Source organism: Providencia huaxiensis (assembly GCF_002843235.3).
Lineage (GTDB): Bacteria > Pseudomonadota > Gammaproteobacteria > Enterobacterales > Enterobacteriaceae > Providencia > Providencia huaxiensis.
Genome location: NZ_CP031123.2, coordinates 456,376 through 479,406, shown reverse-complemented (window position 1 = coordinate 479,406; position 23,031 = coordinate 456,376). Strand labels below are relative to the sequence as shown.

Annotated in this window: 24 protein-coding genes; 20 read left to right on the top strand and 4 right to left on the bottom strand. The window is 41.7% G+C overall.

Going from position 1 to position 23,031, the window contains the following annotated elements; translation table 11 throughout:
- Positions 1-41 precede the first annotated feature (41 nt).
- Positions 42-452 (bottom strand): metal resistance protein, encoded by a 411-nt coding sequence (locus CYG50_RS03615; protein WP_102138528.1) that lies wholly within the window; start codon positions 450-452, stop codon positions 42-44.
- Between the two features lie 580 nt (positions 453-1,032).
- Here CYG50_RS03615 and CYG50_RS03610 point away from each other — a divergent pair.
- The 8 genes from CYG50_RS03610 to nadD all read left to right on the top strand — a co-directional run bounded on the left by CYG50_RS03610 (position 1,033) and on the right by nadD (position 9,343).
- Positions 1,033-1,926: an amino acid ABC transporter substrate-binding protein gene (locus CYG50_RS03610; RefSeq protein ID WP_102138301.1), complete on the top strand. Its 894-nt coding sequence runs from the start codon at positions 1,033-1,035 to the stop codon at positions 1,924-1,926.
- Between the two features lie 115 nt (positions 1,927-2,041).
- The gene (locus CYG50_RS03605; protein WP_102138300.1) at positions 2,042-2,782 is read left to right on the top strand and encodes an amino acid ABC transporter permease; all 741 of its coding nucleotides are present in this window, start codon (positions 2,042-2,044) and stop codon (positions 2,780-2,782) included.
- 4 nt (positions 2,783-2,786) lie between these two features.
- Complete coding sequence (gltK, locus tag CYG50_RS03600; RefSeq protein WP_036958176.1) at positions 2,787-3,464, top strand: glutamate/aspartate ABC transporter permease GltK; 678 nt, start codon at positions 2,787-2,789, stop codon at positions 3,462-3,464.
- Positions 3,461-4,186, top strand: a complete 726-nt coding sequence (locus CYG50_RS03595; RefSeq protein ID WP_004257041.1) for an amino acid ABC transporter ATP-binding protein — start codon at positions 3,461-3,463, stop codon at positions 4,184-4,186. Before gltK ends, CYG50_RS03595 begins: the two co-directional genes overlap by 4 nt.
- 315 nt (positions 4,187-4,501) lie before the next feature.
- The gene (gene leuS / locus CYG50_RS03590; RefSeq protein ID WP_102138299.1) at positions 4,502-7,084 is read left to right on the top strand and encodes a leucine--tRNA ligase; all 2,583 of its coding nucleotides are present in this window, start codon (positions 4,502-4,504) and stop codon (positions 7,082-7,084) included.
- A 30-nt stretch (positions 7,085-7,114) separates the two neighbouring features.
- Positions 7,115-7,654 carry an LPS assembly lipoprotein LptE gene (lptE, locus tag CYG50_RS03585; RefSeq protein WP_102138298.1) on the top strand — a complete coding sequence of 180 codons (540 nt, stop codon included), beginning with the start codon at positions 7,115-7,117 and terminating at the stop codon, positions 7,652-7,654.
- A complete protein-coding gene (holA, locus tag CYG50_RS03580) occupies positions 7,654-8,685 on the top strand; it encodes a DNA polymerase III subunit delta (RefSeq protein ID WP_102138297.1) in 1,032 nt (343 codons plus the stop codon). Before lptE ends, holA begins: the two co-directional genes overlap by 1 nt.
- The gene (gene nadD / locus CYG50_RS03575) at positions 8,678-9,343 is read left to right on the top strand and encodes a nicotinate-nucleotide adenylyltransferase (RefSeq protein ID WP_102138296.1); all 666 of its coding nucleotides are present in this window, start codon (positions 8,678-8,680) and stop codon (positions 9,341-9,343) included. The genes holA and nadD overlap by 8 nt, the downstream gene beginning before the upstream one ends.
- Here nadD and CYG50_RS23410 read toward each other — a convergent pair.
- Positions 9,334-10,056, bottom strand: coding sequence for a YbgA family protein (locus CYG50_RS23410; RefSeq protein WP_102138295.1), 723 nt, complete (start codon positions 10,054-10,056; stop codon positions 9,334-9,336). The two genes, nadD and CYG50_RS23410, sit on opposite strands and share 10 nt — an antisense overlap.
- 263 nt (positions 10,057-10,319) lie before the next feature.
- On the opposite strand from CYG50_RS23410, the gene rsfS reads away from it, so the two are divergent.
- The 9 genes from rsfS to lipA all read left to right on the top strand — a co-directional run bounded on the left by rsfS (position 10,320) and on the right by lipA (position 18,923).
- Entirely contained in the window at positions 10,320-10,646 is a 327-nt protein-coding gene (gene rsfS, locus CYG50_RS03565; protein ID WP_080750930.1) for a ribosome silencing factor, read from the top strand.
- A 2-nt stretch (positions 10,647-10,648) separates the two neighbouring features.
- Positions 10,649-11,119 (top strand): 23S rRNA (pseudouridine(1915)-N(3))-methyltransferase RlmH, encoded by a 471-nt coding sequence (gene rlmH / locus CYG50_RS03560; protein WP_004908925.1) that lies wholly within the window; start codon positions 10,649-10,651, stop codon positions 11,117-11,119.
- Between the two features lie 32 nt (positions 11,120-11,151).
- On the top strand, positions 11,152-13,041 hold the full coding sequence (mrdA, locus tag CYG50_RS03555; protein WP_102138294.1) for a peptidoglycan DD-transpeptidase MrdA: 1,890 nt from the start codon (positions 11,152-11,154) through the stop codon (positions 13,039-13,041).
- A gap of 37 nt (positions 13,042-13,078) precedes the next feature.
- A complete protein-coding gene (gene mrdB, locus CYG50_RS03550; protein WP_102138293.1) occupies positions 13,079-14,191 on the top strand; it encodes a peptidoglycan glycosyltransferase MrdB in 1,113 nt (370 codons plus the stop codon).
- Positions 14,192-14,204: 13 nt separating this feature from the next.
- Positions 14,205-15,179 (top strand): endolytic peptidoglycan transglycosylase RlpA, encoded by a 975-nt coding sequence (gene rlpA / locus CYG50_RS03545; protein WP_102138292.1) that lies wholly within the window; start codon positions 14,205-14,207, stop codon positions 15,177-15,179.
- Positions 15,180-15,351: 172 nt separating this feature from the next.
- Positions 15,352-16,563 (top strand): D-alanyl-D-alanine carboxypeptidase DacA, encoded by a 1,212-nt coding sequence (gene dacA, locus CYG50_RS03540; RefSeq protein ID WP_102138291.1) that lies wholly within the window; start codon positions 15,352-15,354, stop codon positions 16,561-16,563.
- Between the two features lie 150 nt (positions 16,564-16,713).
- Positions 16,714-16,977 (top strand): DUF493 family protein YbeD, encoded by a 264-nt coding sequence (ybeD, locus tag CYG50_RS03535; protein WP_004257083.1) that lies wholly within the window; start codon positions 16,714-16,716, stop codon positions 16,975-16,977.
- Between the two features lie 243 nt (positions 16,978-17,220).
- Positions 17,221-17,835 carry a lipoyl(octanoyl) transferase LipB gene (gene lipB, locus CYG50_RS03530; protein WP_375373116.1) on the top strand — a complete coding sequence of 205 codons (615 nt, stop codon included), beginning with the start codon at positions 17,221-17,223 and terminating at the stop codon, positions 17,833-17,835.
- A gap of 122 nt (positions 17,836-17,957) precedes the next feature.
- On the top strand, positions 17,958-18,923 hold the full coding sequence (lipA, locus tag CYG50_RS03525; RefSeq protein WP_102138289.1) for a lipoyl synthase: 966 nt from the start codon (positions 17,958-17,960) through the stop codon (positions 18,921-18,923).
- Between the two features lie 133 nt (positions 18,924-19,056).
- Here lipA and cspE read toward each other — a convergent pair whose 3' ends face one another.
- The gene (gene cspE, locus CYG50_RS03520; RefSeq protein ID WP_004257099.1) at positions 19,057-19,266 is read right to left on the bottom strand and encodes a transcription antiterminator/RNA stability regulator CspE; all 210 of its coding nucleotides are present in this window, start codon (positions 19,264-19,266) and stop codon (positions 19,057-19,059) included.
- Between the two features lie 216 nt (positions 19,267-19,482).
- Positions 19,483-19,941 (bottom strand): methylated-DNA--[protein]-cysteine S-methyltransferase, encoded by a 459-nt coding sequence (locus tag CYG50_RS03515; protein WP_102138288.1) that lies wholly within the window; start codon positions 19,939-19,941, stop codon positions 19,483-19,485.
- A gap of 288 nt (positions 19,942-20,229) precedes the next feature.
- Between CYG50_RS03515 and nrdH the strand changes: the two genes are divergently transcribed.
- Genes nrdH through nrdE form a run of 3 tightly spaced genes read left to right on the top strand, consistent with a single transcriptional unit; the run spans position 20,230 to position 23,023 of the window.
- Positions 20,230-20,457, top strand: a complete 228-nt coding sequence (nrdH, locus tag CYG50_RS03510; protein ID WP_102138287.1) for a glutaredoxin-like protein NrdH — start codon at positions 20,230-20,232, stop codon at positions 20,455-20,457.
- Between the two features lie 8 nt (positions 20,458-20,465).
- Positions 20,466-20,879 (top strand): class Ib ribonucleoside-diphosphate reductase assembly flavoprotein NrdI, encoded by a 414-nt coding sequence (gene nrdI / locus CYG50_RS03505; protein WP_102138286.1) that lies wholly within the window; start codon positions 20,466-20,468, stop codon positions 20,877-20,879.
- 11 nt (positions 20,880-20,890) lie between these two features.
- Positions 20,891-23,023: a class 1b ribonucleoside-diphosphate reductase subunit alpha gene (gene nrdE / locus CYG50_RS03500; protein WP_102138285.1), complete on the top strand. Its 2,133-nt coding sequence runs from the start codon at positions 20,891-20,893 to the stop codon at positions 23,021-23,023.
- The last annotated feature ends 8 nt before the right edge of the window (positions 23,024-23,031 follow it).

Here is a 23,031-nt window from a genome sequence, read left to right as displayed (position 1 = left end):
TCCAGAATAAATTACACAAACCAGTCCCTATTCGTTGTGTGTTAATTCCGAAGATTACAAAACTGTAAGTGTCTTCTGACTCTTGGAGGGGCATGCTTCTCTTCATTATTTGCTCTAGATATAAATAGATTAGTACAAAATAAAGTTAGCGCAGCCAAAGTAAGGAACATAAAGAAGAATGGTTCAAGCACAACAGGTAACAAAGTCATTAATGACTTGGCGCTCAGTTCACAACTAGAAAGATGCGAACTACTGCTATCAGCTTGTTTTACTTGTGATTGTTCGATATAGGAAAGGTTAGCCCCAGTATTAATTTGCACTTGAGCTAAGACATCTGGCACAAAAAAATTGGCGAGCAGGCGCTCTCCGACGGCACGTTGATTCATACAAATCAATACCATCAGACAGGCGAATATCACTAATCCTTTACCTAATTTTAAATGCCTGTTCATGCGCATCTTGGTATAACTTCCTGAAATAACACTAATTATGCGACTTTGATAACCATAACGATAAAAACCAGTCTTTGATTAATACCGTTACACCGTCTATAAGTTAAATAGAGGTTACATCTTACACAGCAAAATATTCCGTACAAGTGTCATCAGCTAACTTTACAAATATTATTCTCTTCCCAATGAACAAAAATGCAGTTCCATCAAAACTCGGCACGTAAATTGCTTTATCCAATATATGGCATGATACGAAGATAGTTTGCACCTTAACAGTGCGTGACTATCAGTTTAGGACAATATTAAGTGGCTAATCACCATGTTAGTGCGGTAATTCAAAAATTACCCAAATAATATGCGAGACAGCTCCCGAAATTGAAACAATTCGTTTTCATTAATTAACAAATTTAATTACTTTTTAACAACAATAAAACATATAGCGAATAATCGCGGGATTATCTAAATCTGCGAAACATTTGCAAACACAACACTACAAAACCACAGTAATTTAGGCGTTATCTCACGATACCTCCTTAAAATTACAACGGGTTTACACCGATGTTCTAAAGGAGTTGTAACTATGCGTATAAGTAAACTTGTATTATCGATGATGATTTTAGGTGCAACCTGTGCAGTCCAAGCAGAAGAGTTAAACGGCACTCTGAAAAAAATCAAAGACAACGGTGTAATAGTTGTTGGTCATCGTGAATCTTCCGTCCCTTTCTCTTACTATGATAATAGCCAGAAAGTGGTGGGTTACTCGCAGGATTATTCAAATGCTATTGTTGATGCAGTGAAGAAAAAATTAAACATGCCTGATCTGCAAGTCAAACTCATTCCAATTACATCACAAAACCGTATTCCACTACTGCAAAATGGCACATTTGATTTTGAGTGTGGCTCAACAACCAATAACGTAGAAAGACAAAAACAAGCCGCTTTCTCTAACACGATCTTTGTGGTCGGGACACGCTTGCTCACCAAAGGTGACTCTGGTGTAAAAGACTTTGCTGACTTAGCGGGTAAAAATGTCGTTGTGACCTCAGGTACAACTTCTGAAATTCTGTTGAATCAGTTAAATGATGAAAAAAACATGAAAATGCGCATTATCAGCGCGAAAGACCATGGTGACTCGTTCCGTACCTTAGAGTCTGGCCGTGCTGTCGCCTTTATGATGGATGACGCATTGTTAGCAGGTGAGCGAGCAAAAGCGAAAAAACCAGAGATCTGGGAAATCGTCGGCAAACCACAAACTGAAGAAGCTTACGGCTGTATGTTACGTAAAGACGACCCTCAATTTAAAGTGCTTATCGATGAAACCATTGCGAATGCACAAACCTCGGGTGTCGCTGAGAAATCCTTTGACCGCTGGTTCAATCAACCTATTCCACCAAAAAATCTGAACCTGAAATTTACGCTGTCCGATGAAATGAAAGCCTTATTTAAAGAACCGAATGACAAAGCATTAAACTAATAAAAAGACAAACAGGGTATTACTGAAGTAAGAATTGCAAGGCGGCCGTTCCCCGCCTTGCATCCTCTTTTACGACAGTATTCGGGAATTACATTGCCCACAGGAAGTCAACATCATGTCTATTAACTGGAATTGGGGGATTTTCCTTCAGGAAGCCCCGTTTGGGAATACCACCTATTTAGGGTGGTTAATATCTGGCCTCGAAGTCACCGTAACACTTTCTATTTGTGCCTGGATCATCGCATTCTTAGTCGGCTCATTTTTCGGTATTTTACGTACCGTACCTAACCGTTTTTTAGCCTTTTTAGGAACTGCTTACGTAGAGTTATTCCGCAACGTACCACTTATTGTGCAATTTTTTACTTGGTATTTGGTTATTCCAGAACTTCTCCCTCGCTCAATCGGGGATTGGTTTAAAATGGACTTAGATCCTAACTATCAATTCTTTATTTCCTCAATGCTTTGCCTTGGGTTATTCACCGCAGCACGAATGACCGAGCAAGTACGTGCAGCCATTCAGTCACTACCTAGAGGGCAAAAAAGCGCTGCTCTCGCAATGGGGCTCACTTTGCCACAAACCTATCGCTACGTTTTATTACCCAACGCCTATCGGGTAATTTTGCCACCAATGACGTCTGAAATGCTGAACTTGGTCAAAAACTCAGCCATTGCATCAACCATTGGTTTAGTCGATATGGCGGCACAAGCAGGAAAGCTATTGGACTATTCTGCTCACGCATGGGAATCCTTTACCGCAATTACGTTAGCTTATGTCGGAATTAACGTCATTATTATGATTTTGATGACGTTATTAGAGCGCAAAGTTCGCTTACCTGGCACCATTGGAGGGCGGTAAAATGATGTATGAATTTGATTGGAGCTCAATTGCTCCGAGTATGCCCTTCTTAATCGATGGCTTTATTGTCACCGCGAAAATTACACTGACCGCGATAGTGGTGGGGATTTTGTGGGGTACTGTCCTTGCTGTGATGCGGTTATCCACATTCAAACCCATTAGCTGGTTTGCTGCCTTGTATGTGAATACATTTCGCTCCATTCCACTAGTCATGGTTTTGCTGTGGTTCTACTTAATTGTGCCTAGCTTATTACAAAATGTTCTAGGCTTATCACCAAAAAATGATATTCGTTTAATTTCGGCAATGATAGCCTTCTCTCTTTTTGAAGCGGCCTATTACTCTGAAATCATTCGTGCTGGTATTCAAAGTATTTCTCGAGGGCAAGCCTCTGCTGCGTTAGCATTGGGAATGACAAATATGCAAACCATGCGGCTCGTCGTATTACCGCAAGCCTTCAAAGCCATGGTGCCGTTGTTGTTAACTCAAGGGATTGTACTGTTTCAGGACTCATCCCTCGTGTATGTGCTCAGTTTGACAGACTTTTTCCGTACCGCCACCAATATAGGTGAGCGTGATGGGACACAAGTAGAGATGGTACTGTTTGCGGGTCTGGTGTACTTTATTGTTAGTTTTGGCGCTTCTATGTTAGTGAATTATCTTAAGAAAAGGACTGTTTCATGATAACCCTGAAAAATGTATCCAAATGGTATGGCCAATTTCAGGTGCTTACAGACTGCACAACTGAAGTTAAAAAAGGTGAGGTTGTGGTTGTGTGCGGGCCATCTGGTTCTGGTAAATCCACATTAATAAAAACAGTGAATGGTTTAGAACCTATTCAGCAGGGTGAGATTTTTGTGAATGATATTCAAGTAAATAACAAAAAAACTGACCTTGCCAAATTACGCTCTAAAGTAGGAATGGTGTTCCAGCACTTCGAGCTATTCCCTCATTTATCAATCATTGAAAATCTGACATTAGCGCAAGTTAAGGTATTAAACCGCGATAAAAAAGAAGCGGAAGCAAAAGGTTTGAAATTATTGGAGCGCGTAGGTTTATCCAGCCATGCCAATAAATTTCCAGCTCAGCTTTCAGGCGGACAACAACAACGTGTCGCTATCGCTCGAGCACTGTGTATGGACCCAATAGCAATGCTATTTGATGAACCGACCTCAGCGCTAGATCCAGAAATGATCAACGAAGTTCTTGATGTTATGGTTGAATTAGCCAATGAAGGCATGACCATGATGGTGGTGACCCATGAAATGGGATTCGCCAAGAAAGTGGCTAATCGCGTGATTTTTATGGATGAAGGGAAGATTGTTGAAGACAGTAAAAAAGAAGACTTTTTTGCTAACCCACAATCTGATCGTGCAAAAGATTTCCTCGCAAAAATTCTTCATTAATATTAGAGAGGGAGCTTATTAGCTCCCTCCTCTTATCACTATATTATTAACAAATAAATCAACAACAACGCCCCAGATCCGAAATAGTTCAACAAACCACTACCATTTCACTGGTTTTTTAGTTAAGTTGTTTGGTTATCAGCGTAAAATATCCTGATCCGTTCCCCGAAAAGCAATATCCAGCTTCCCCCGTAGGTTCAGCTAATCAACTATTGTTGTTTTCGGTGTAGATCCGCTATGCTATGCGGATCTCAATTTAAGAAAGACATTCACGCTACAGATGTAGCATTTATTCACCATAGGATTATCGGTGCCATGCAAGAACAATATCGTCCAGAAGATATAGAGCCTAAAGTACAGCGTCACTGGGATGAAAAAGCAACTTTCAAAGTGACTGAAGACAACAGCAAAGAAAAATACTACTGCCTGTCCATGCTACCTTACCCTTCTGGTCGACTACACATGGGCCACGTACGTAACTACACCATGGGTGACGTTATCTCTCGTTACCAACGTTTGTTGGGGAAAAACGTTCTCCAACCAATTGGTTGGGATGCGTTTGGTCTGCCTGCTGAAGGTGCTGCAGTTAAAAATAATACGGCTCCTGCGCCATGGACTTACGCCAATATCGACTACATGAAAAACCAGTTGAAAATGCTCGGTTTCGGTTATGATTGGGATCGTGAAGTCACCACTTGTACTCCTGAATATTACCGTTGGGAACAATGGTTCTTCACTAAATTGTATGAAAAAGGTTTAGTGTACAAAAAAACCTCTGCGGTTAACTGGTGCCCACATGATTTAACCGTTTTGGCGAATGAACAAGTGGTTGATGGCTGCTGCTGGCGTTGTGACACCCCTGTTGAGCGCAAAGAAATCCCACAATGGTTTATTAAAATTACCGACTACGCGGAAGAACTGCTCAACGACCTCGACAAATTAGATGACTGGCCAGAGCAAGTCAAAACTATGCAGCGCAACTGGATCGGCCGTTCCGAAGGAACTGAGATCACATTCAATGTTGCAGACCGCGATGAAACCCTAACGGTTTATACCACTCGCCCTGATACTTTTATGGGGGCAACTTATGTGGCTGTTGCAGCAGGCCACCCTCTGGCGAAAGAGGCTGCAACAAATAACCCAGAATTAGCCCAATTTATTGATGAGTGCCGTAACACCAAAACTGCAGAAGCAGATATGGCAACCATGGATAAAAAAGGTATGGCTACTGGCTTATTCGTTATTCATCCATTAACCCAAGAAAAGCTGCCAATTTGGGTCGCTAACTTTGTCTTAATGGAATACGGTACTGGTGCGGTTATGGCCGTTCCTGCCCATGACCAACGTGACTGGGAATTCGCTCACAAATATAACTTACCCATCAAGGCCGTTATTGCTGATGCTGATGGCAATGAGCCTGATTTATCCCAAGAAGCGATGACTGAGAAAAATTCCCTGATTAACTCAGGTGAGTTCAATGGATTAGACCACCAAGCTGGTTTTAATGCGATTTCAGATAAACTCGTTTCTCTGGGCGCAGGCCAACGCAAAGTAAATTACCGCTTACGTGACTGGGGCGTTTCACGTCAACGTTACTGGGGCGCACCAATCCCAATGGCAACATTGGAAGATGGTACTGTCGTGCCTGTTCCTGAAGACCAATTACCTGTCATTCTGCCGGAAGATGTCGTGATGAACGGCATTACTAGCCCAATTAAAGCTGATCCTGAGTGGGCAAAAATGACCATTAATGGTCAACCTGCGTTACGTGAAACGGATACCTTCGATACCTTTATGGAATCTTCTTGGTACTATGCACGTTATACCTGCCCACAATATGACGAAGGCATGTTAAACCCAGAGGCAGCAAACTATTGGTTACCGGTTGACCAATATATTGGTGGTATCGAACACGCCATCATGCACTTAATGTATTTCCGCTTCTTCCATAAGTTGATGCGTGATGCAGGGTTAGTTAACTCTGATGAACCAGCAAAACGTCTACTGTGCCAAGGCATGGTGCTTGCTGATGCATTCTATTACACCGGCAGCGATGGCCAACGTGTTTGGGTATCCCCAGCAGATGCCATTGTTGAACGTGACGACAAAAACCGTATTACTAAAGCCGTAGACAGTGAAGGCCATGAACTGGTGTATACCGGTATGAGCAAAATGTCTAAGTCGAAAAACAACGGTATTGATCCACAATTGATGGTCGAAAAATACGGTGCCGATACTGTTCGTCTGTTTATGATGTTTGCGGCTCCACCTGAGTTAACCCTTGAGTGGCAAGAGTCTAGCGTTGAAGGCGCTAACCGCTTCGTTCGTCGTGTTTGGCGTTTAGTGCATGAACATTCTCAAAAAGGCGCCACTTCGCCTTTAGATATCAGCGCACTGACACCAGAACAGAAAGACTTACGTCGTGATCTGCACAAAACAATTGCTAAAGTCTCTGATGATTTCAGTCGTCGTTATGCATTTAATACCGCGATTGCAGCCGTCATGGAATTCTTAAACAAATTAGTTCGTGCACCACAAGAAACTGAGCAAGACCGTGCATTAGTCCAAGAGTCTCTCGAGGCTATCACGCTGATGTTATCACCAATCATTCCACACGCTTGCTTTGAGATGTGGAAAGCACTCGGTCACCAAACGGACATCGACTTTGCACAGTGGCCTGTTGCTGATGAAAAAGCCATGATTGACGATACCAAACTGGTTGTTGTTCAAGTTAATGGTAAGGTGCGTGGCCGTATCACCGTTCCGGCTGATGCAACCCAAGAGTTTGTCCTAGACATGGCAAAAAATGAGCCAAGCGTAGCGAAATACCTTGAAGGTGTTAGCATCCGCAAAGTAATCTATGTCCCAGGCAAATTGCTAAACCTTGTTGTAGGTTAATATTAGGTTGTTGGCTGATAAGGAGGCCAGGTGCGTTATCTGATAACTTTATTTTTGAGCCTGGCGGTGCTAGTCACCGCAGGTTGCGGTTTTCGTCTTCAAGGAACAACTCAAATTCCTGAGGAACTGAGAACTTTGCAGCTAAGTTCAAGTGACCCATATGGCTACCTCACAAGAGCGCTCAGGGAGCAACTACGGCTCAGTAACGTGAAGGTTCTCGAAACTGGAAGTCCGAACATTCCTATTTTGAAAGTCATTGGTTCGACTGAAAACACAGAAACTGTATCCGTTTATCAAGATGGTAAAGCCGCGGAGAAACAGTTAACACTGGTGATGAATGCGCAGGTTTTAATGCCTGATGGTGCAATATATCCATTACAAAGCCGTGTTGAACGCACTTTCTTCGACAACCCTTTAGAAGCACTTGCAAAAGATGCAGAGAAAGAAATTGTTAGACAAGAAATGCAAGAACAAGCTGCACGTAATATCGTGCGTAAATTATTGCTTGTTCATTCAGCAGAGCTTGAAAAAGCAAAAAACCAAGCGGCTGATACGAATACTCAACCATAATGACGCGTATTTACCCTGAACAGCTGGCCTCTTCGTTACAAGAGTCTCTAAGAGGCCGCTATTTAATTTGGGGCAATGAGCCCCTTCTTCTTCAAGAAAGCCAAGATGCCATCCGAAAAGCCGCACAAGAGCAAGGCTTTGAAGAGCATTTTTCGTTTTCTCTTGAGCAAAATACCGATTGGGATGAGATTTTTAGCCTCTGCCAAGCTCTCAGCCTATTTGCAAGCCGTCAAACTCTGACTCTGTTATTGCCCGAAAATGGCCCTAACGCTGCCATGGCTGAAAAGCTGAACCAACTGGCACAACTACTGCATTCAGATCTCCTTCTTGTGTTACGCGGTCATAAGCTTACTAAAGCACAAGAAAACAGTGCTTGGTTTAAAGCAATTAGCCAAGATGCTATTTATATCAGCTGCCTAACTCCTGAATATCAGCGGTTACCACAATGGGTTTCTAAACGCGCCTACAGTATGCGGCTTTCGTTAGAAACCGAAGCTAACCAGCTACTTTGTTACTGCTATGAAGGGAATTTACTTGGTTTGGCACAAGCACTTGAGCGGCTGTCTCTTCTTTATCCAGATGGTAAACTCACCTACCCTCGGGTCGAAAGTGCCGTTAATGATTCTGCGCATTTTACCCCCTACCATTGGGTTGATGCCCTATTGGCTGGTAAGTCCCGCCGTTCATGGCATATTTTAGAGCAACTGCAACAAGAAGATGTCGAGCCTGTTATTTTATTGCGTTCAATCCAACGTGATCTCATGTTGCTTATTACATTGAAACGCCAATCTGCAACAACCCCATTAAAGACATTATTTGATCAACACAAAGTGTGGCAAAACCGCCGAGGTGTGCTCACGGAAGCTTTACAACGTTTAACATTGCATCAATTACAATCTGCATTAATGTTATTAACGCAAGCAGAAATCAATATTAAACAAGATTTTAGCCATTCTCCATGGCCTGACCTGCAGTCACTGTCTATGCTATTATGTGGTAAAGCATTTGCAGAGAATTTTATTCATGAGTAATTCCTTTTCAAAACAACATAACTTGCTAGCATTATTCGGTGGGACGTTCGACCCCATTCACTTTGGTCATTTACGTCCGGTGCAAGCCCTTGCCCAACAAGTTGGTCTCGAAAAAGTTATCTTGTTACCTAACCACGTTCCCCCCCATCGCCCACAGCCAGAAGCGACTCCATCACAACGTTTAGAAATGGTGAAACTCGCGATTCAAAATGCACCTTTATTTGCTATCGATACGCGTGAACTAGAAAAAAATAGCCCTTCTTACACGATAGAAACACTGGTTGAATTACGCCAAGAAATTGGGCCAGAAAAACCCCTGGCGTTTATTATTGGTCAAGATTCCTTATTGTCGATTAATAAATGGCACGGCTGGGATCACATACTTGATAACTGCCATTTATTGGTTTGTTCCCGACCGGGGTATGCCACACAGTTTACCGACCCTAAAATGCAAAATTGGCTGTTAGAACATCAAACAACAGACCCTATTGCCTTAAACCAAGTAGCGAATGGGTATATTTTTATTGGGGATACCCCACTGGTAAATATCTCTGCAACCGAAATCCGCGAAAAATTAAGCTCCGGTGACTCGTGTCAGGATTTAATTCCAGATGCGGTTCTGCAATATATTCATCAACAACACCTTTATCAGCAATAAGGGATCTCTCTTATTGAATTACAATTAGGGTATGGTTCAAAAATAACTTGCTCGATTAGATAGTTGTCTGGGTATTGAACAAGCAACTGTCGCATCATCGCTAATGGCCGGTTTAACGGTAAATTCCCTGCTAAATAGTCATTAATCAGCCACAATAAGCGTTTTTTCTCATCCTTCGTAGCTTTGTGTTTAAAATAGCCTTGCATATGACTCAGCGCATTAACTTCAATGTTTCTTGCCGGCACCGTTGCCAATATTTCCATTAAACAGGCTTTATATTGATTAAAAAAACACTCAAGATCGGTGCTGCTTTTAATACTCGCCACTAAACGCCCAGTATACTGATAGCCAACTGGAGAATACGCCATAATGAGATATTTATGGCAGCTATGAAATTGAATAATATTGTGATGTGTTAACGCGTGATGTAAGTCATTTAATCGTTGCATCGTATACAATTTCGTCAAAAAGCAGTCCCAGAACGCGACATTTTGTAGCTTGTCATCTGTTAATATCGGAATGCTCGCAGGGAATAGTCCCTGTAATTCACAAAATTGCTGTTTAGAGCTGATAATACCATTAACCTTATTTTGCATGTCCTCATGGGAAAAATCCGTGACAAATTCAACCGTAGAACTCACTTGCCGATGAATATTAGCAGGCAGGTGATTAATCCCTTCAAATATAAAAACTTTTGGTTTAATTATTTGCACAATACGTATCTCATCCTAAAATATTTATCAGGGGAACAGTTTTTAGCGTTATTTTGTAAAGTTAGCACAAACTTCTTGCTCAAATGTACGGATATCCCTATAAATTTCACTCCACAATGAATAAAAAAGAATTTAGCCGATTTTTCTTAAAATCTAGGGTAAAATAGCAAGGCTGTTAATGTGTTTGATTCATTATCAGCGATTATTTTATCTACAAACTACAAACAGTGTTTAACGTGATATTCTGTTTATTTGAATAAAAGGTGAACCTTTTGCAAGGAACTGAACTCCAACAATTTATTATCGATCAGCTTGATGATGCTAAAGCAGAAGATATCATTACTATCGATGTTCAAGGGAAATCAAGTATTACCGATCAGATGATCATCTGTACAGGGACATCAAGCCGCCATTTGATGTCTGTTGCTGACAGGTTAATCGACGCTTGCCGCAAAAATGGTTTAATGCCATTAGGTGTTGAAGGGCAAGGTATTTCTGATTGGATTGTCGTCGACCTTGGCGATGCCATTGTTCATATTATGCAAGATGAAAGTCGTCGTATGTATGAATTAGAAAAGCTCTGGAGCTGAGTTTGAAATTACAGCTCATCGCCGTTGGAACAAAAATGCCGGACTGGGTCCAGACCGGCTTTATGGATTACCTCCACCGTTTTCCTAAAGATATGCCCTTTGAATTAACGGAAATTCCAGCCGGAAAACGTGGGAAAAATGCAGATATAAAACGCATTCTAGAAAAAGAAGGCGAATTAATGCTCGCAGCTGTAGGTAAAGGAAATCGCATCGTCACTTTGGATATTCCAGGTGATCGTTGGGACACCCCGAAACTTGCCGTACAACTCGATAAATGGAAACAAGATGGCCGTAATGTCAGTTTATTAATCGGTGGCCCCGAAGGCCTTGCGCCTGCGTGTAAAGCAGCGGCAGAGCAAAGCTGGTCACTTTCACCACTTACGCTCCCCCATCCACTGGTTCGTGTCCTTGTTGCCGAAAGTCTGTATCGCGCATGGAGTATTACGACTAATCACCCTTACCACAGGGAATAGTCAGGTTTAAATATGTTCAAAATGGCAATGGGATGAAAACACAACGCACCCCTTTTCGCGACCATACCGCTGAGTCAGTTTTGTTTATCCGCCGAGCGCTCATTGCCTTCGGTGTGATTGTCATTTTAACGTCTATTCTTGTGACGAATTTGTATCACTTGCAAATTGTTCGTCATGAAGATTACCAAACGCGGTCAAATGATAACAGAATCAAATTAGTGCCTATTGCACCAAGCCGTGGGATTATTTATGACCGCCGAGGAACTCAACTCGCACTTAATAGCACGTTTTATCAGTTAGAAATCGTGCCTGAAAAAGTCAGCAACCTACAAGAAACCTTAGATAACCTTCGCAATGTGGTCGATTTAACTGACGAAGACATCGCTAATTTTGAAAAAGAGCGTAAACGTTCACGCCGCTTTACCTCAATTGCACTAAAAACGCAGCTCAATGAAGTCCAAGTCGCTCGTTTTGCCGTTAATCAATACCGTTTTTCCGGTTTAGAAGTCAAAAGCTATCAACGACGCTCTTACCCATACGGCTCTGCATTAACCCATGTGATTGGCTATGTGGCGAAAATCAATGACAAAGATGTCGAACGTCTTGATAAAGAAGGCTTATTACCCAACTATGCCGCTAGTCATGATATCGGGAAATTAGGTATTGAACGCTATTATGAAGACATTTTACACGGTAAAACAGGCTATGAAGAAGTTGAAGTGAATAGTCGTGGTCGCGTTATTCGCCAGCTTCATGAGCAACCACCGCAAGCGGGTCGAGATATCTACCTCACCATTGACCTCGAATTGCAAATTTATATCGAAAAGCTGCTAACCACCAGCCGTGCAGCCGTCGTCGTCACTGATCCGCGTAATGGGGAAATTTTGGCTCTGGTATCGAATCCAAGTTATGACTCTAACTTGTTTGTTAACGGTATCTCCAATAAAGATTATCAAGCACTATTAAATAACCCTGACAGGCCATTGATTAACCGAACAACTCAAGGGCTATATCCCCCTGCATCGACAGTAAAACCGTTTATTTCTGTCGCTGCGTTAAGTGAAAAAGTGATCACCCCCAATACCACCATTTTTGACCCTGGTTGGTGGCAATTACCCGGTTCAGAAAAACGTTATCGTGACTGGAAGCGCTGGGGACATGGCAAACTCAACGTATCAAAATCTATTATTGAATCGGCTGATACATTCTTCTATCAAGTCGCCTATGACATGGGGATTGACCGTATTTCTGAGTGGATGAGCCGGTTTGGCTTTGGCGATTATACGGGTATTGACCTTGCTGAAGAACGCTCAGGGATCATGCCGACCCGTGAATGGAAACAAAAACGCTATAAAAAACCTTGGTATCAAGGTGATACCATTCCTGTTGGTATTGGACAAGGCTATTGGACCGCAACGCCAATTCAAATGTCAAAAGCATTGATGACACTAATTAATGATGGCCAAGTTAAAACACCTCATTTGCTCTACGGTACAAAATTGGGTAATGCCATGGTGCCTTATGAAGACAAAGAGACCAAACAAATTGGCGATGTGAATTCAGGTTTTTGGGAGCTCGCTAAGCATGGAATGTACGGTGTTGCCAACGCACCAAATGGTACAGGGCGCCGCAGTTTCATTGGTACACCATATAAAGCGGCTGCCAAGTCGGGTACCGCGCAAGTCTTCAGTTATGAAACCTATAATGCCAGTAAACTCGCTGAACACTTACGCGACCATAAATTGATGATTGCTTACGCTCCGTATGATAAACCCACTATCGCTGTTGCGATTATTTTAGAAAATGGGGGCGTGGGCCCTGCAGTCGGTGACATTGTGCGGCAAATATTTGACCACGTTCTTCTTGGTGATAACCGTACCGAAGTCGCGGTGTCAGCAACCAATGCAGGAGAAGATCGCTGATGCACAATCCAACGAATAACAATGGGCTATAAAGAATATGACAGACGATAAGAAAAAAAATTCGTTATCCATGCGTCTGCATATAGATGTGCCTATGCTACTGATTATCATCGCGTTGCTTGCATACAGCGCATTTATAATGTGGAGCGCTAGCGGCCAAGATCCTGAAATGATGGAACGCAAATTGGGGCAGATTGCGTCAGGTTTCGTTGTCATGATAGTGATGGCGCAGATCCCCCCTAGAATGTATGAAAACTGGGCTCCTCACCTGTTTATTTTTTGCGTTATCTTACTGGTTTTTGTTGATGTGTTTGGGCAAATAAGTAAAGGGGCTCAGCGCTGGTTAGACTTGGGTTTCATTCGGTTTCAGCCTTCTGAAATTGCAAAAATTGCCGTTCCTTTAATGGTCGCTCGCTTCATGAATAGAGACCTGTGCCCTCCTTCATTCAAAAACACCTTAATCGCGCTCGTCTTGATTTTTGTACCGACATTACTAGTGGCAGCGCAGCCAGACCTTGGTACCTCAATTTTAGTTGCCGCTTCCGGCTTGTTTGTTTTGTTCCTTGCCGGGATGAGCTGGCGGCTCATTGCTGTCGCAGCCATTGCTCTCGCAGCCTTTATTCCATTGCTGTGGTTCTTTTTAATGCATGGCTACCAAAGAGCCCGCGTTATGATGTTATTAGACCCAGAAACAGACCCATTAGGGGCTGGCTACCATATTATCCAATCAAAAATTGCGATTGGTTCTGGTGGGTTAATGGGGAAAGGCTGGCTCCATGGCACACAATCACAGCTTGAGTTTTTGCCAGAAAGACATACCGACTTTATTTTTGCCGTGTTAGCAGAGGAACTTGGCTTAGTCGGGGTGCTTATTTTACTTGGCTTATACCTTTTATTAATTATTCGCGGGCTTTATATTGCTGCTAGCGCACAGAATACATTTGGTCGGGTTATGGTTGGTGGTTTGATCTTAATCCTTTTTGTCTATGTATTTGTGAACATCGGTATGGTCAGTGGTATATTACCTGTCGTTGGTGTCCCTCTCCCTTTAGTGAGCTACGGGGGCTCCGCTTTGATTGTTTTAATGGCTGGATTCGGTATTATCATGTCGATACATACACACCGAAAATTCCTTTCTAAAAGTTTATAAAATGAGGCTTAGTATGCGTTTACAATGGATAATGCTTGGCGTCACAGCCGCGCTACTCAGTGGCTGTGTGACAGATGAAGTTAAACAACCTGCCCAAGTGCCAGCCAATGTACCCACTCAAGATGTATTAGGTGCAGAGCCTCATTATGAGCCGTATCATCCAACTGCAAATAATGATTACTCACGTAATGGCCAACAATACCAAATCGTACGTGACCCATCACAATTTAGCCAAGTAGGCTATGCATCCATTTATGGTGCGGAGTCTGCAGGCAATATGACAGCGATTGGTGAACGTATTAACCCAGTGGAATTAACTGCCGCTCACCCTACTTTGCCAATTCCAAGTTATGTTCGTATCACTAACATGATGAATGGCCGCATGATGGTCGTCCGTGTTAATGACCGTGGGCCTTATGTCCCGGGCAAAAGTATTGCGGTATCAAGAGCAACCGCTGACCGCCTGAATTTAATGCCTACGACAAAAATTAAAATTGATGCCATTCAAGTTGCTCAAGATGGTAGCTTGTCAGGAACAGGGACCGTGGGTTCTAATTTTGTGAAACAAAGTTATGCATTACCGGGACGCCCACAATTAGGTTCTGGCCCAATGGGTACCCCTGTAATGGAGAACTTGCCTACGCCAGAAAATACATTGCCCGTTCAGCAGCCAAAAGAACCGATGCAGCCTACTATGCCAGATATGAACCTGCAAACACCAACACCGCCACCAGCAGCAACTACAGCTGAAGAATCGGTGCCAGAACGCGGTTTTCTCGTTCAAGCTGGTGCAATTAGTAGCCAAACCAATGCTCAAAACATGCTGAATGAATTGAAAACGCAGTTTAATGTCCCTGGGCGCCTACAACCCTACAATGGTATTTACCGAGTACAGTTAGGGCCATTTAGTACAAGACAGCAAGCTGTTGAGGTTCAAGGCCGTTTACAGTCTGAAAAAAATCAATCGTCAATGGTCGTTGCGCCATAAAGCGATGCCAACTTAGGTTGCTCACGTCTATTTGGAGCAACCTAAATTCAGGCAATATTGAACTGACAAAAAAATCATTGGTACAGCGCAAAAGTCACTTTTTTCTTACCCCTTTCTTTTGCTAAACTGCGCCTCCTTGTGTTAACCGAATTTCGGATGTAATGGTAAAACCATGAATAATGTCGCTCCATCACGCATCGTGCGTCATACAGTGCTGGGCTCCGCACTCCTTCTTATGACTGCTAATATTGCAAATGCTAATGAAACCTTCCCGAATACATCAATTCCTGCTGCACCCGCGATTGATGCAGAAGCTTATATATTAATTGATTATAATTCAGGCAAAGTTCTTGCTGAAAGTAATGCTGACCAGCGCCGCGACCCCGCGAGTTTGACCAAAATGATGACTAGCTATGTTATTGGTCAAGCAATTAAGTCAGGTAAAATTGGTGAAAATGATATTGTCACGGTCGGAAATGATGCATGGGCGACGGGTAATCCAATATTTAAAGGCTCATCATTGATGTTCTTAAAACCTGGCGATCGCGTTAGCGTATCCCAGTTAACTCGGGGTATTAATTTGCAATCAGGTAACGATGCTTGTGTTGCAATGGCCGACTATATCGCAGGTGACCAAACCAACTTTGTTCAATTAATGAATGGCTACGTGAACAAATTAGGGCTAAAAAACACACATTTTGAAACCGTTCATGGTTTAGATGCGGATGGTCAGTATAGCTCAGCCCGTGATATGGCCCTTATTGGCCAAGCGCTAGTGCGTGATGTCCCTGAAGAATACGCTATCTATAAAGAAAAAGAATTTACCTTTAACAATATCCGCCAAACAAACCGTAATGGCCTATTGTGGGATAAAAGCCTTGCGGTTGACGGTATCAAAACAGGCCATACTAATGCCGCGGGCTACAACCTTGTCGCATCAGCAACCGAAGGCGACATGCGCCTGATCTCGGTTGTTATGGGCGGTAAAAGCAGCAAAGGCCGTGATGCAGAGAGCAAAAAATTACTCACTTATGGCTTCCGCTTTTATGAAACCGTTAAGCCATTACAAGCCAATGTTGACTTTGCCAGTGTGCCAGTCTGGTTTGGTGATGAAAATGAAGTAAAATTAGGTGTCACAGAAGATTTGTACCTCACAATCCCACGTGGTCGCTTAAAAGATTTAAAAGCGAGCTATGAGTTATCAACCACTGAGCTCGAAGCCCCGTTAACCAAAGGCCAACAAGTCGGGACAATTAGTTTTCAGCTTGATGGCAAAATCATCGAACAACACCCTCTAGCGGTGTTAAAAGATGTTGAAGAAGGTGGTTTCTTCAGCCGGTTAATTGACTACATCAAATTACTCTTTCATCGCTGGTTTGGTTAAGACTTGAAACTAAAACAAGTCGTCCCCATATAGTAAGTATTGAAATAGATAAGTATCGAAATGTTTGTTGGATGAATACTTCTCATTGGCTGGTTTAATACCAGCCAATCTTTTTCAGCCAGCAGCCCAATTTAAAAATTAGGAGTGCCCATGAAAACGAAATTAGGTGAACTGCTTGAGTTCCCATGTCCATTAACCTACAAAGTAATGGGCTTGGCACAGCCTGAACTGGTTGATCAAGTGATTGAAGTGGTACAGCGCCATGCGCCAGGTGACTATAGCCCAGACGTAAAACCAAGTAGCAAAGGCAATTATCACTCAGTTTCTATTACTATTAATGCAACTCATATTGAACAAGTTGAAACCTTGTACACTGAGTTAGGTGCATTAGAGTTAGTGAAAGTAGTGCTTTAATCAAAACTGTATTAAAGATCCACATCAAAGGCCGAATAGTCTGTTGCTATTCGGCCTTTTTCGTTTTGTTCCTCTACTTTAGCGTGGATTACATTTACACCTAAATAACATTTGATTCCAATTTGAATCACATTTTATGCAAGTACCAGATACGATGTTAGCTTGAAGTATGGCAAACATAGGCGTTATACTGCCCGCAACGATAAAGACAACGTGGACACCTAAATTTTGTCAGATAGATGTATAACCATACGCCAACTCGGCCTTGCTCCTTATCAAACTGTTTCTGATGCGATGCATCAATTCACTGAAGAGCGTACCCAAAATACGTGTGATGAAATATGGCTGGTTGAACATCCTCGCGTATTTACCCAAGGCCAAGCCGGAAAAGCAGAACACGTTCTTGCCCCTGGTGATATTCCTGTCGTTCAAAGTGATAGAGGTGGCCAAGTCACCTACCATGGCCCTGGGCAGCAAGTGATGTACGTGATGCTCGACTTAAAACGTAATAAAATTGGTGTCAGAGAACTCGTCAGCGCACTAGAAAATACCGTCGTTAATACCCTTGCCCATTTTAATATTGCAGCGTATCCTCGCCCTGATGCTCCTGGTGTCTATGTTAATGGCGATAAAATTTGCTCCCTCGGATTACGCATACGGCAAGGCTGTTCTTTTCATGGTCTCGCATTAAATATTGATATGGATCTTGAACCCTTTAACCGCATTAACCCTTGTGGTTACAGCGAATTAAAAATGACCCAAGTGAGTGACCTTGCTCCCAAAGTGTCAGTTTCTGATGTTCAGCCTGTGCTAATTCGCCAATTCTGTGACACACTGGGATTTCATATCGCTCAATAATAATGCTATAATTTTTAACAATTTTAAAAAATATTTTAATGAATGGATAACAGCCTCCATTTAGTTTTATTTAGAATTATCACTTATCCATCAGCATAAAAGATAACTGGAACCGTCATATTATGAGTAAACCAATTCAGATAGAACGCGGAATTAAATATCGTGACGCCGACAAAATGGCGCTGATCCCTGTCAAAAACGTTGTGACTGAACGAGAAGAAATTCTACGTAAACCTGACTGGATGAAAATTAGGCTTCCTGCTGACTCCACTCGTATTCAAGGCATTAAAGCCGCCATGCGTAAAAATGGCTTACACTCTGTATGTGAAGAGGCTTCGTGCCCTAACCTTTCTGAGTGTTTTAACCACGGTACTGCGACCTTTATGATTTTGGGCGCTATTTGTACCCGCCGCTGTCCTTTCTGCGATGTTGCTCATGGTCGACCTAATGCACCGGATGCAAACGAACCTGAAAAATTAGCACAAACTATTAAAGATATGGCGCTACGCTATGTCGTCATCACGTCAGTTGACCGTGATGACCTACGTGATGGCGGAGCACAACATTTTGCTGATTGTATTCGTGCTATTCGTGAAAAAAGCCCATCAATTAAAATTGAAACACTGGTTCCTGATTTCCGCGGCCGTATGGATCGCGCATTAGAGATTTTAACCGCAACACCACCAGATGTGTTCAACCATAACCTTGAAAACGTGCCGCGTGTTTACCGCCAAGTTCGTCCAGGCGCTAATTATGAATGGTCTTTAAAATTACTCGAAAAATTTAAAGAAGCGCACCCCGATATCCCAACTAAATCTGGGTTAATGGTCGGTCTTGGTGAAACCAATGAAGAGATTATCGAAGTTATGCGCGATTTACGTCGCCATGGTGTCACGATGCTCACACTTGGCCAATACTTGCAGCCAAGCCGTCATCACTTACCCGTCAAACGCTATGTTAGCCCTGCTGAGTTTGATGAAATGAAAGATGAAGCCATGGCAATGGGCTTCACTCACGCAGCCTGTGGCCCATTCGTTCGCTCTTCTTACCATGCCGATTTACAAGCTAAAGGCGAAGAAGTTAAATAGTCTCAACTGTTTAATTTATAGATGAAAAGGTCTGGTTTATATCAGGCCTTTTTTATTTTTTATAGATAAAAAAACTCGCCCTAGATAGCTAGGGCGAGTTTTCAGCTGTTCGTTTTAATCTTAATTATAAAAATTACAGAGGAATAACGTTAGCAGCAGATGGGCCTTTAGCACCTTCAGTAATTTCAAATTCCACTTTTTGGCCTTCAGCTAAGGTTTTGAAACCATCGCCCATAATCGCAGAAAAGTGAACAAATACATCTTTGCTACCATCTTCTGGAGTGATAAAACCAAAACCTTTAGATTCGTTGAACCACTTAACGTTACCTTTAACTTTAGACATCAAATATTACCTTTAAAATAAAATAGACACACCATCTGTATCAAGCTCAGTACATCAGATTTCTCAGTTACTTGTCTACAACCTAGATCACGAAAATGGACTAAAAAGATAAAAAAATATTATTTATCGATAGAATGGGCTCTGATTTCGACAATAATTCTTAACAATAGTAATTATTACAACTAATAGTATTACTTATAGCTAATTATTTAGCTTTTACTTCTCATGCAAAAGTAACCAATCTTTAATATCTAAGCCCCCTGTATATCCCACTAGTTTTCCATCGTGTCCAAGAACGCGATGACAAGGAACAATTAATGAGATTGGATTACGTGAGTTTGCCATACCGACTGCGCGGCAATAATTGACGGATCCTAGCTTTAATGCCAAATCTTTATAACTCCATCGCTCCCCATAAGGGATCCCACAAAGGTGTTTCCATACTTTTTTCTGAAATTCTGTTCCTTGTGGGTTTAATTCAACCGTAAACGCGGTTCTTTTGTGATTAAAATATTCCTTTAATTCTTTTACGCAAAGCTTGGAATGTTCATTCTTCGTTTCTTTTTCTGTTTTTTCATCAACAAAATAGAGGCTAGTTACTCCGTCATCATCAGCCGTAATATGGATCCACGGTTTAGGAAATTTATCCGGGGTTGCTAAATATTGATGGTACATAGTATCTCCTCAAAAGGACTCAATTACCTGATTGTATATACAGTTATAGAGTAAATTATTTCCACTTTGCAATGATCTTTTTTCTTAGAGTGTCTCTTTGAATCATCTAATACGATATTTTTTTATTTTCAATGTTAATAACCACCTAGCCAACAATTAGAATAATTATCATTCAACATTTCATATTCACTACATATTGTGTGGTTGATAAAACAAAAATCTATATATAGTATTTAGGTATCACGTACCTTATTTCTAATGCTATTAAACATTCAAAAGGTAAATAACATGACTGAGATTACCATTTATAGTAAACCTAACTGCGTTCAGTGTAATGCTACTTATCAAGCCTTAGATCGCAAAGCGATTTCTTACCAAATTATTGACCTCACTGAAGATAGCCAAGCTCTTGAACTTGTAAAAAAATTAGGCTACCAACAAGTTCCTGTCGTTATTGCGGGCGACAAACATTGGGCGGGTTTTCGGCCAGACATGATCAGTCTATTAGCCGCTTAGGTGATGTCATGGAAACGGAATCACTCATCTATTTTTCAAGTCGCTCAGAAAATTGCCATCGCTTTATTGAAAAGCTAGATGTCCCCGCAACACGGTTACCTATTGGCAATCACGAAAGTAGCCTAATAGCGACAAAACCTTATGTTTTACTACTGCCGACTTACGGTGGCGGTGGAACAAAAGGTGCGGTTCCAAAAGAAGTGATCCAATTTCTTAATATTCAAGTCAATCGCGCACTTATCCGTGGTGTTATTGCTGCGGGTAATACCAATTTTGGCGATGCCTATGCGATAGCTGGGAATATCATCGCGCAAAAATGCCATGTCCCCTACCTATATCGTTTTGAACTTCTTGGTACTGATAAAGATGTTCAGTCCGTTCAACGAGGCCTAAAAACGTTTTGGCAACGTACAAACAACTAGAGTTATTTCAAATGGATAAAATGCAAAATACATCAGATGTCGATTATCATGCGCTCAATGCGATGTTGAATTTATATGATAACGAAGGCCGTATTCAATTTGATAAAGACAAAGAAGCGGCTCACCACTATTTTCGACAGCATGTGAACCAGAACACCGTATTTTTCCATGATTTAAAAGAAAAGTTAGACTTTTTAGTACAAGAGAATTATTACGAAAATAGTGTATTAGAACAATATAACTTTGAATTTATAAAAACATTATTTAAACAGGCATACGCTCACAAATTCCGTTTTCAAACTTTCCTAGGTGCCTTTAAATATTACACTAGCTATACACTGAAAACTTTTGATGGCAAACGCTATCTCGAACGCTATGAAGATCGCGTCTGTATGGTTGCCTTAACACTTGCACAAGGGAATGAGTCCCTCGCTAGATTATATGTTGATGAAATCATTACAGGGCGTTTTCAACCCGCCACTCCCACTTTTCTTAACTGCGGTAAAAAACAACGCGGTGAGCTAATTTCTTGTTTTCTTTTAAGAATCGAAGACAACATGGAATCCATTGGCCGCTCAGTAAATTCAGCTTTGCAGTTATCCAAACGAGGGGGCGGTGTCGCCTTTCTGATGACTAACTTACGGGAGCAAGGCGCCCCAATAAAATTGATTGAAAACCAATCCTCTGGGGTTGTTCCTGTCATGAAAATGTTGGAAGATGCATTTTCTTATGCCAACCAACTCGGTGCTAGGCAAGGCGCTGGCGCAGTCTATTTGAACGCTCATCACCCTGATATTATGCGTTTTCTTGACACTAAGCGTGAAAATGCAGATGAAAAAATACGGATTAAAACACTTTCTTTAGGGGTCGTGATCCCTGATATCACTTTCCAACTAGCGAAAGATAACCAGGACATGTATTTATTCTCTCCTTATGATATTGAGCGCATCTATGGTGTCCCTATGTCTGAGATTAGTGTTACAGACAAATACCATGAAATGGTCAATAACAAAGCGATAAAAAAATACAAAATTAATGCTCGGGAATTTTTCCAAACTTTAGCTGAGATCCAGTTTGAATCTGGATATCCGTATATTTTATTTGAAGATACGGCCAACCGAGCTAATCCTATCGCAGGGCGTATTAATATGAGCAATCTGTGCTCAGAAATACTGCAAGTTAATCGCCCTAGTCTTTATGAAGACGATTTAAGCTATCAACAAATTGGTAAAGATATTAGCTGTAATTTAGGCTCCATGAATATCGCTAAAACGATGGACTCACCGAATTTCGCTCAATCAATAGCTGCTGCCGTTAGAGCACTGAGCGCGGTTTCAGATATGAGTGATATTCGTTCTGTCCCTTCCATTGCTGAAGGTAACCGGCAATCACATGCGATTGGATTAGGGCAAATGAATTTACATGGCTACCTAGCAAGAGAGCATATCTATTACGGCTCAGAAGAAGCGCTCGATTTCACCAATATCTATTTTTATACGGTCACCTATTACGCATTAAAAACGTCAAACCAATTAGCCATTGAAAGAAAAACTGCATTTGTTGGTTTTGAACATTCAACTTATGCCTCTGGTGATTATTTTGATAAATATATCAACAATATTTGGCTACCAAAAACACAAACCGTTCAGGAATTATTCCGACGTTCGGGTATCGAAATTCCAACTCGTGAAGATTGGCAAGCCTTAAAGCAGTCTGTCATTACCTATGGGATTTATAACCAGAACTTGCAAGCGATCCCGCCTACAGGGTCTATCTCTTACATCAATAATTCAACATCAAGCATCCACCCCATTGTTTCACGAATTGAAATTCGTAAAGAAGGTAAAATTGGCCGTGTTTACTATCCAGCTCCTTTTATGACGAATGAAAACTTAGAATATTACCAAGATGCTTACCAAATCGGTCCTGAAAAAATTATTGATACTTATGCCATGGCAACTCAGCACGTTGACCAAGGTTTATCTTTGACTCTCTTTTTTAAAGATGATGCCACCACACGAGATATTAACCGAGCGCAAATATATGCCTGGCGAAAAGGAATCAAGACATTGTATTACATCCGATTACGCCAAACTGCCCTCGAAGGAACAGAGGTCGAAGGCTGCGTATCTTGCACTTTGTAATAGGAAAA

Excerpts from the sequence above, each read along its gene's own strand:
- CYG50_RS03615 (WP_102138528.1), bottom strand. The coding sequence starts at position 452 with ATGAACAGGCATTTAAAATTAGGTAAAGGATTAGTGATATTCGCCTGT.
- CYG50_RS03610 (WP_102138301.1), top strand. The coding sequence starts at position 1,033 with ATGCGTATAAGTAAACTTGTATTATCGATGATGATTTTAGGTGCAACC.
- CYG50_RS03605 (WP_102138300.1), top strand. The coding sequence starts at position 2,042 with ATGTCTATTAACTGGAATTGGGGGATTTTCCTTCAGGAAGCCCCGTTT.
- gltK (WP_036958176.1), top strand. The coding sequence starts at position 2,787 with ATGTATGAATTTGATTGGAGCTCAATTGCTCCGAGTATGCCCTTCTTA.
- CYG50_RS03595 (WP_004257041.1), top strand. The coding sequence starts at position 3,461 with ATGATAACCCTGAAAAATGTATCCAAATGGTATGGCCAATTTCAGGTG.
- leuS (WP_102138299.1), top strand. The coding sequence starts at position 4,502 with ATGCAAGAACAATATCGTCCAGAAGATATAGAGCCTAAAGTACAGCGT.
- holA (WP_102138297.1), top strand. The coding sequence starts at position 7,654 with ATGACGCGTATTTACCCTGAACAGCTGGCCTCTTCGTTACAAGAGTCT.
- nadD (WP_102138296.1), top strand. The coding sequence starts at position 8,678 with ATGAGTAATTCCTTTTCAAAACAACATAACTTGCTAGCATTATTCGGT.
- mrdA (WP_102138294.1), top strand. The coding sequence starts at position 11,152 with ATGAAAACACAACGCACCCCTTTTCGCGACCATACCGCTGAGTCAGTT.
- mrdB (WP_102138293.1), top strand. The coding sequence starts at position 13,079 with ATGACAGACGATAAGAAAAAAAATTCGTTATCCATGCGTCTGCATATA.
- rlpA (WP_102138292.1), top strand. The coding sequence starts at position 14,205 with ATGCGTTTACAATGGATAATGCTTGGCGTCACAGCCGCGCTACTCAGT.
- dacA (WP_102138291.1), top strand. The coding sequence starts at position 15,352 with ATGAATAATGTCGCTCCATCACGCATCGTGCGTCATACAGTGCTGGGC.
- ybeD (WP_004257083.1), top strand. The coding sequence starts at position 16,714 with ATGAAAACGAAATTAGGTGAACTGCTTGAGTTCCCATGTCCATTAACC.
- lipA (WP_102138289.1), top strand. The coding sequence starts at position 17,958 with ATGAGTAAACCAATTCAGATAGAACGCGGAATTAAATATCGTGACGCC.
- cspE (WP_004257099.1), bottom strand. The coding sequence starts at position 19,266 with ATGTCTAAAGTTAAAGGTAACGTTAAGTGGTTCAACGAATCTAAAGGT.
- CYG50_RS03515 (WP_102138288.1), bottom strand. The coding sequence starts at position 19,941 with ATGTACCATCAATATTTAGCAACCCCGGATAAATTTCCTAAACCGTGG.
- nrdH (WP_102138287.1), top strand. The coding sequence starts at position 20,230 with ATGACTGAGATTACCATTTATAGTAAACCTAACTGCGTTCAGTGTAAT.
- nrdI (WP_102138286.1), top strand. The coding sequence starts at position 20,466 with ATGGAAACGGAATCACTCATCTATTTTTCAAGTCGCTCAGAAAATTGC.
- nrdE (WP_102138285.1), top strand. The coding sequence starts at position 20,891 with ATGGATAAAATGCAAAATACATCAGATGTCGATTATCATGCGCTCAAT.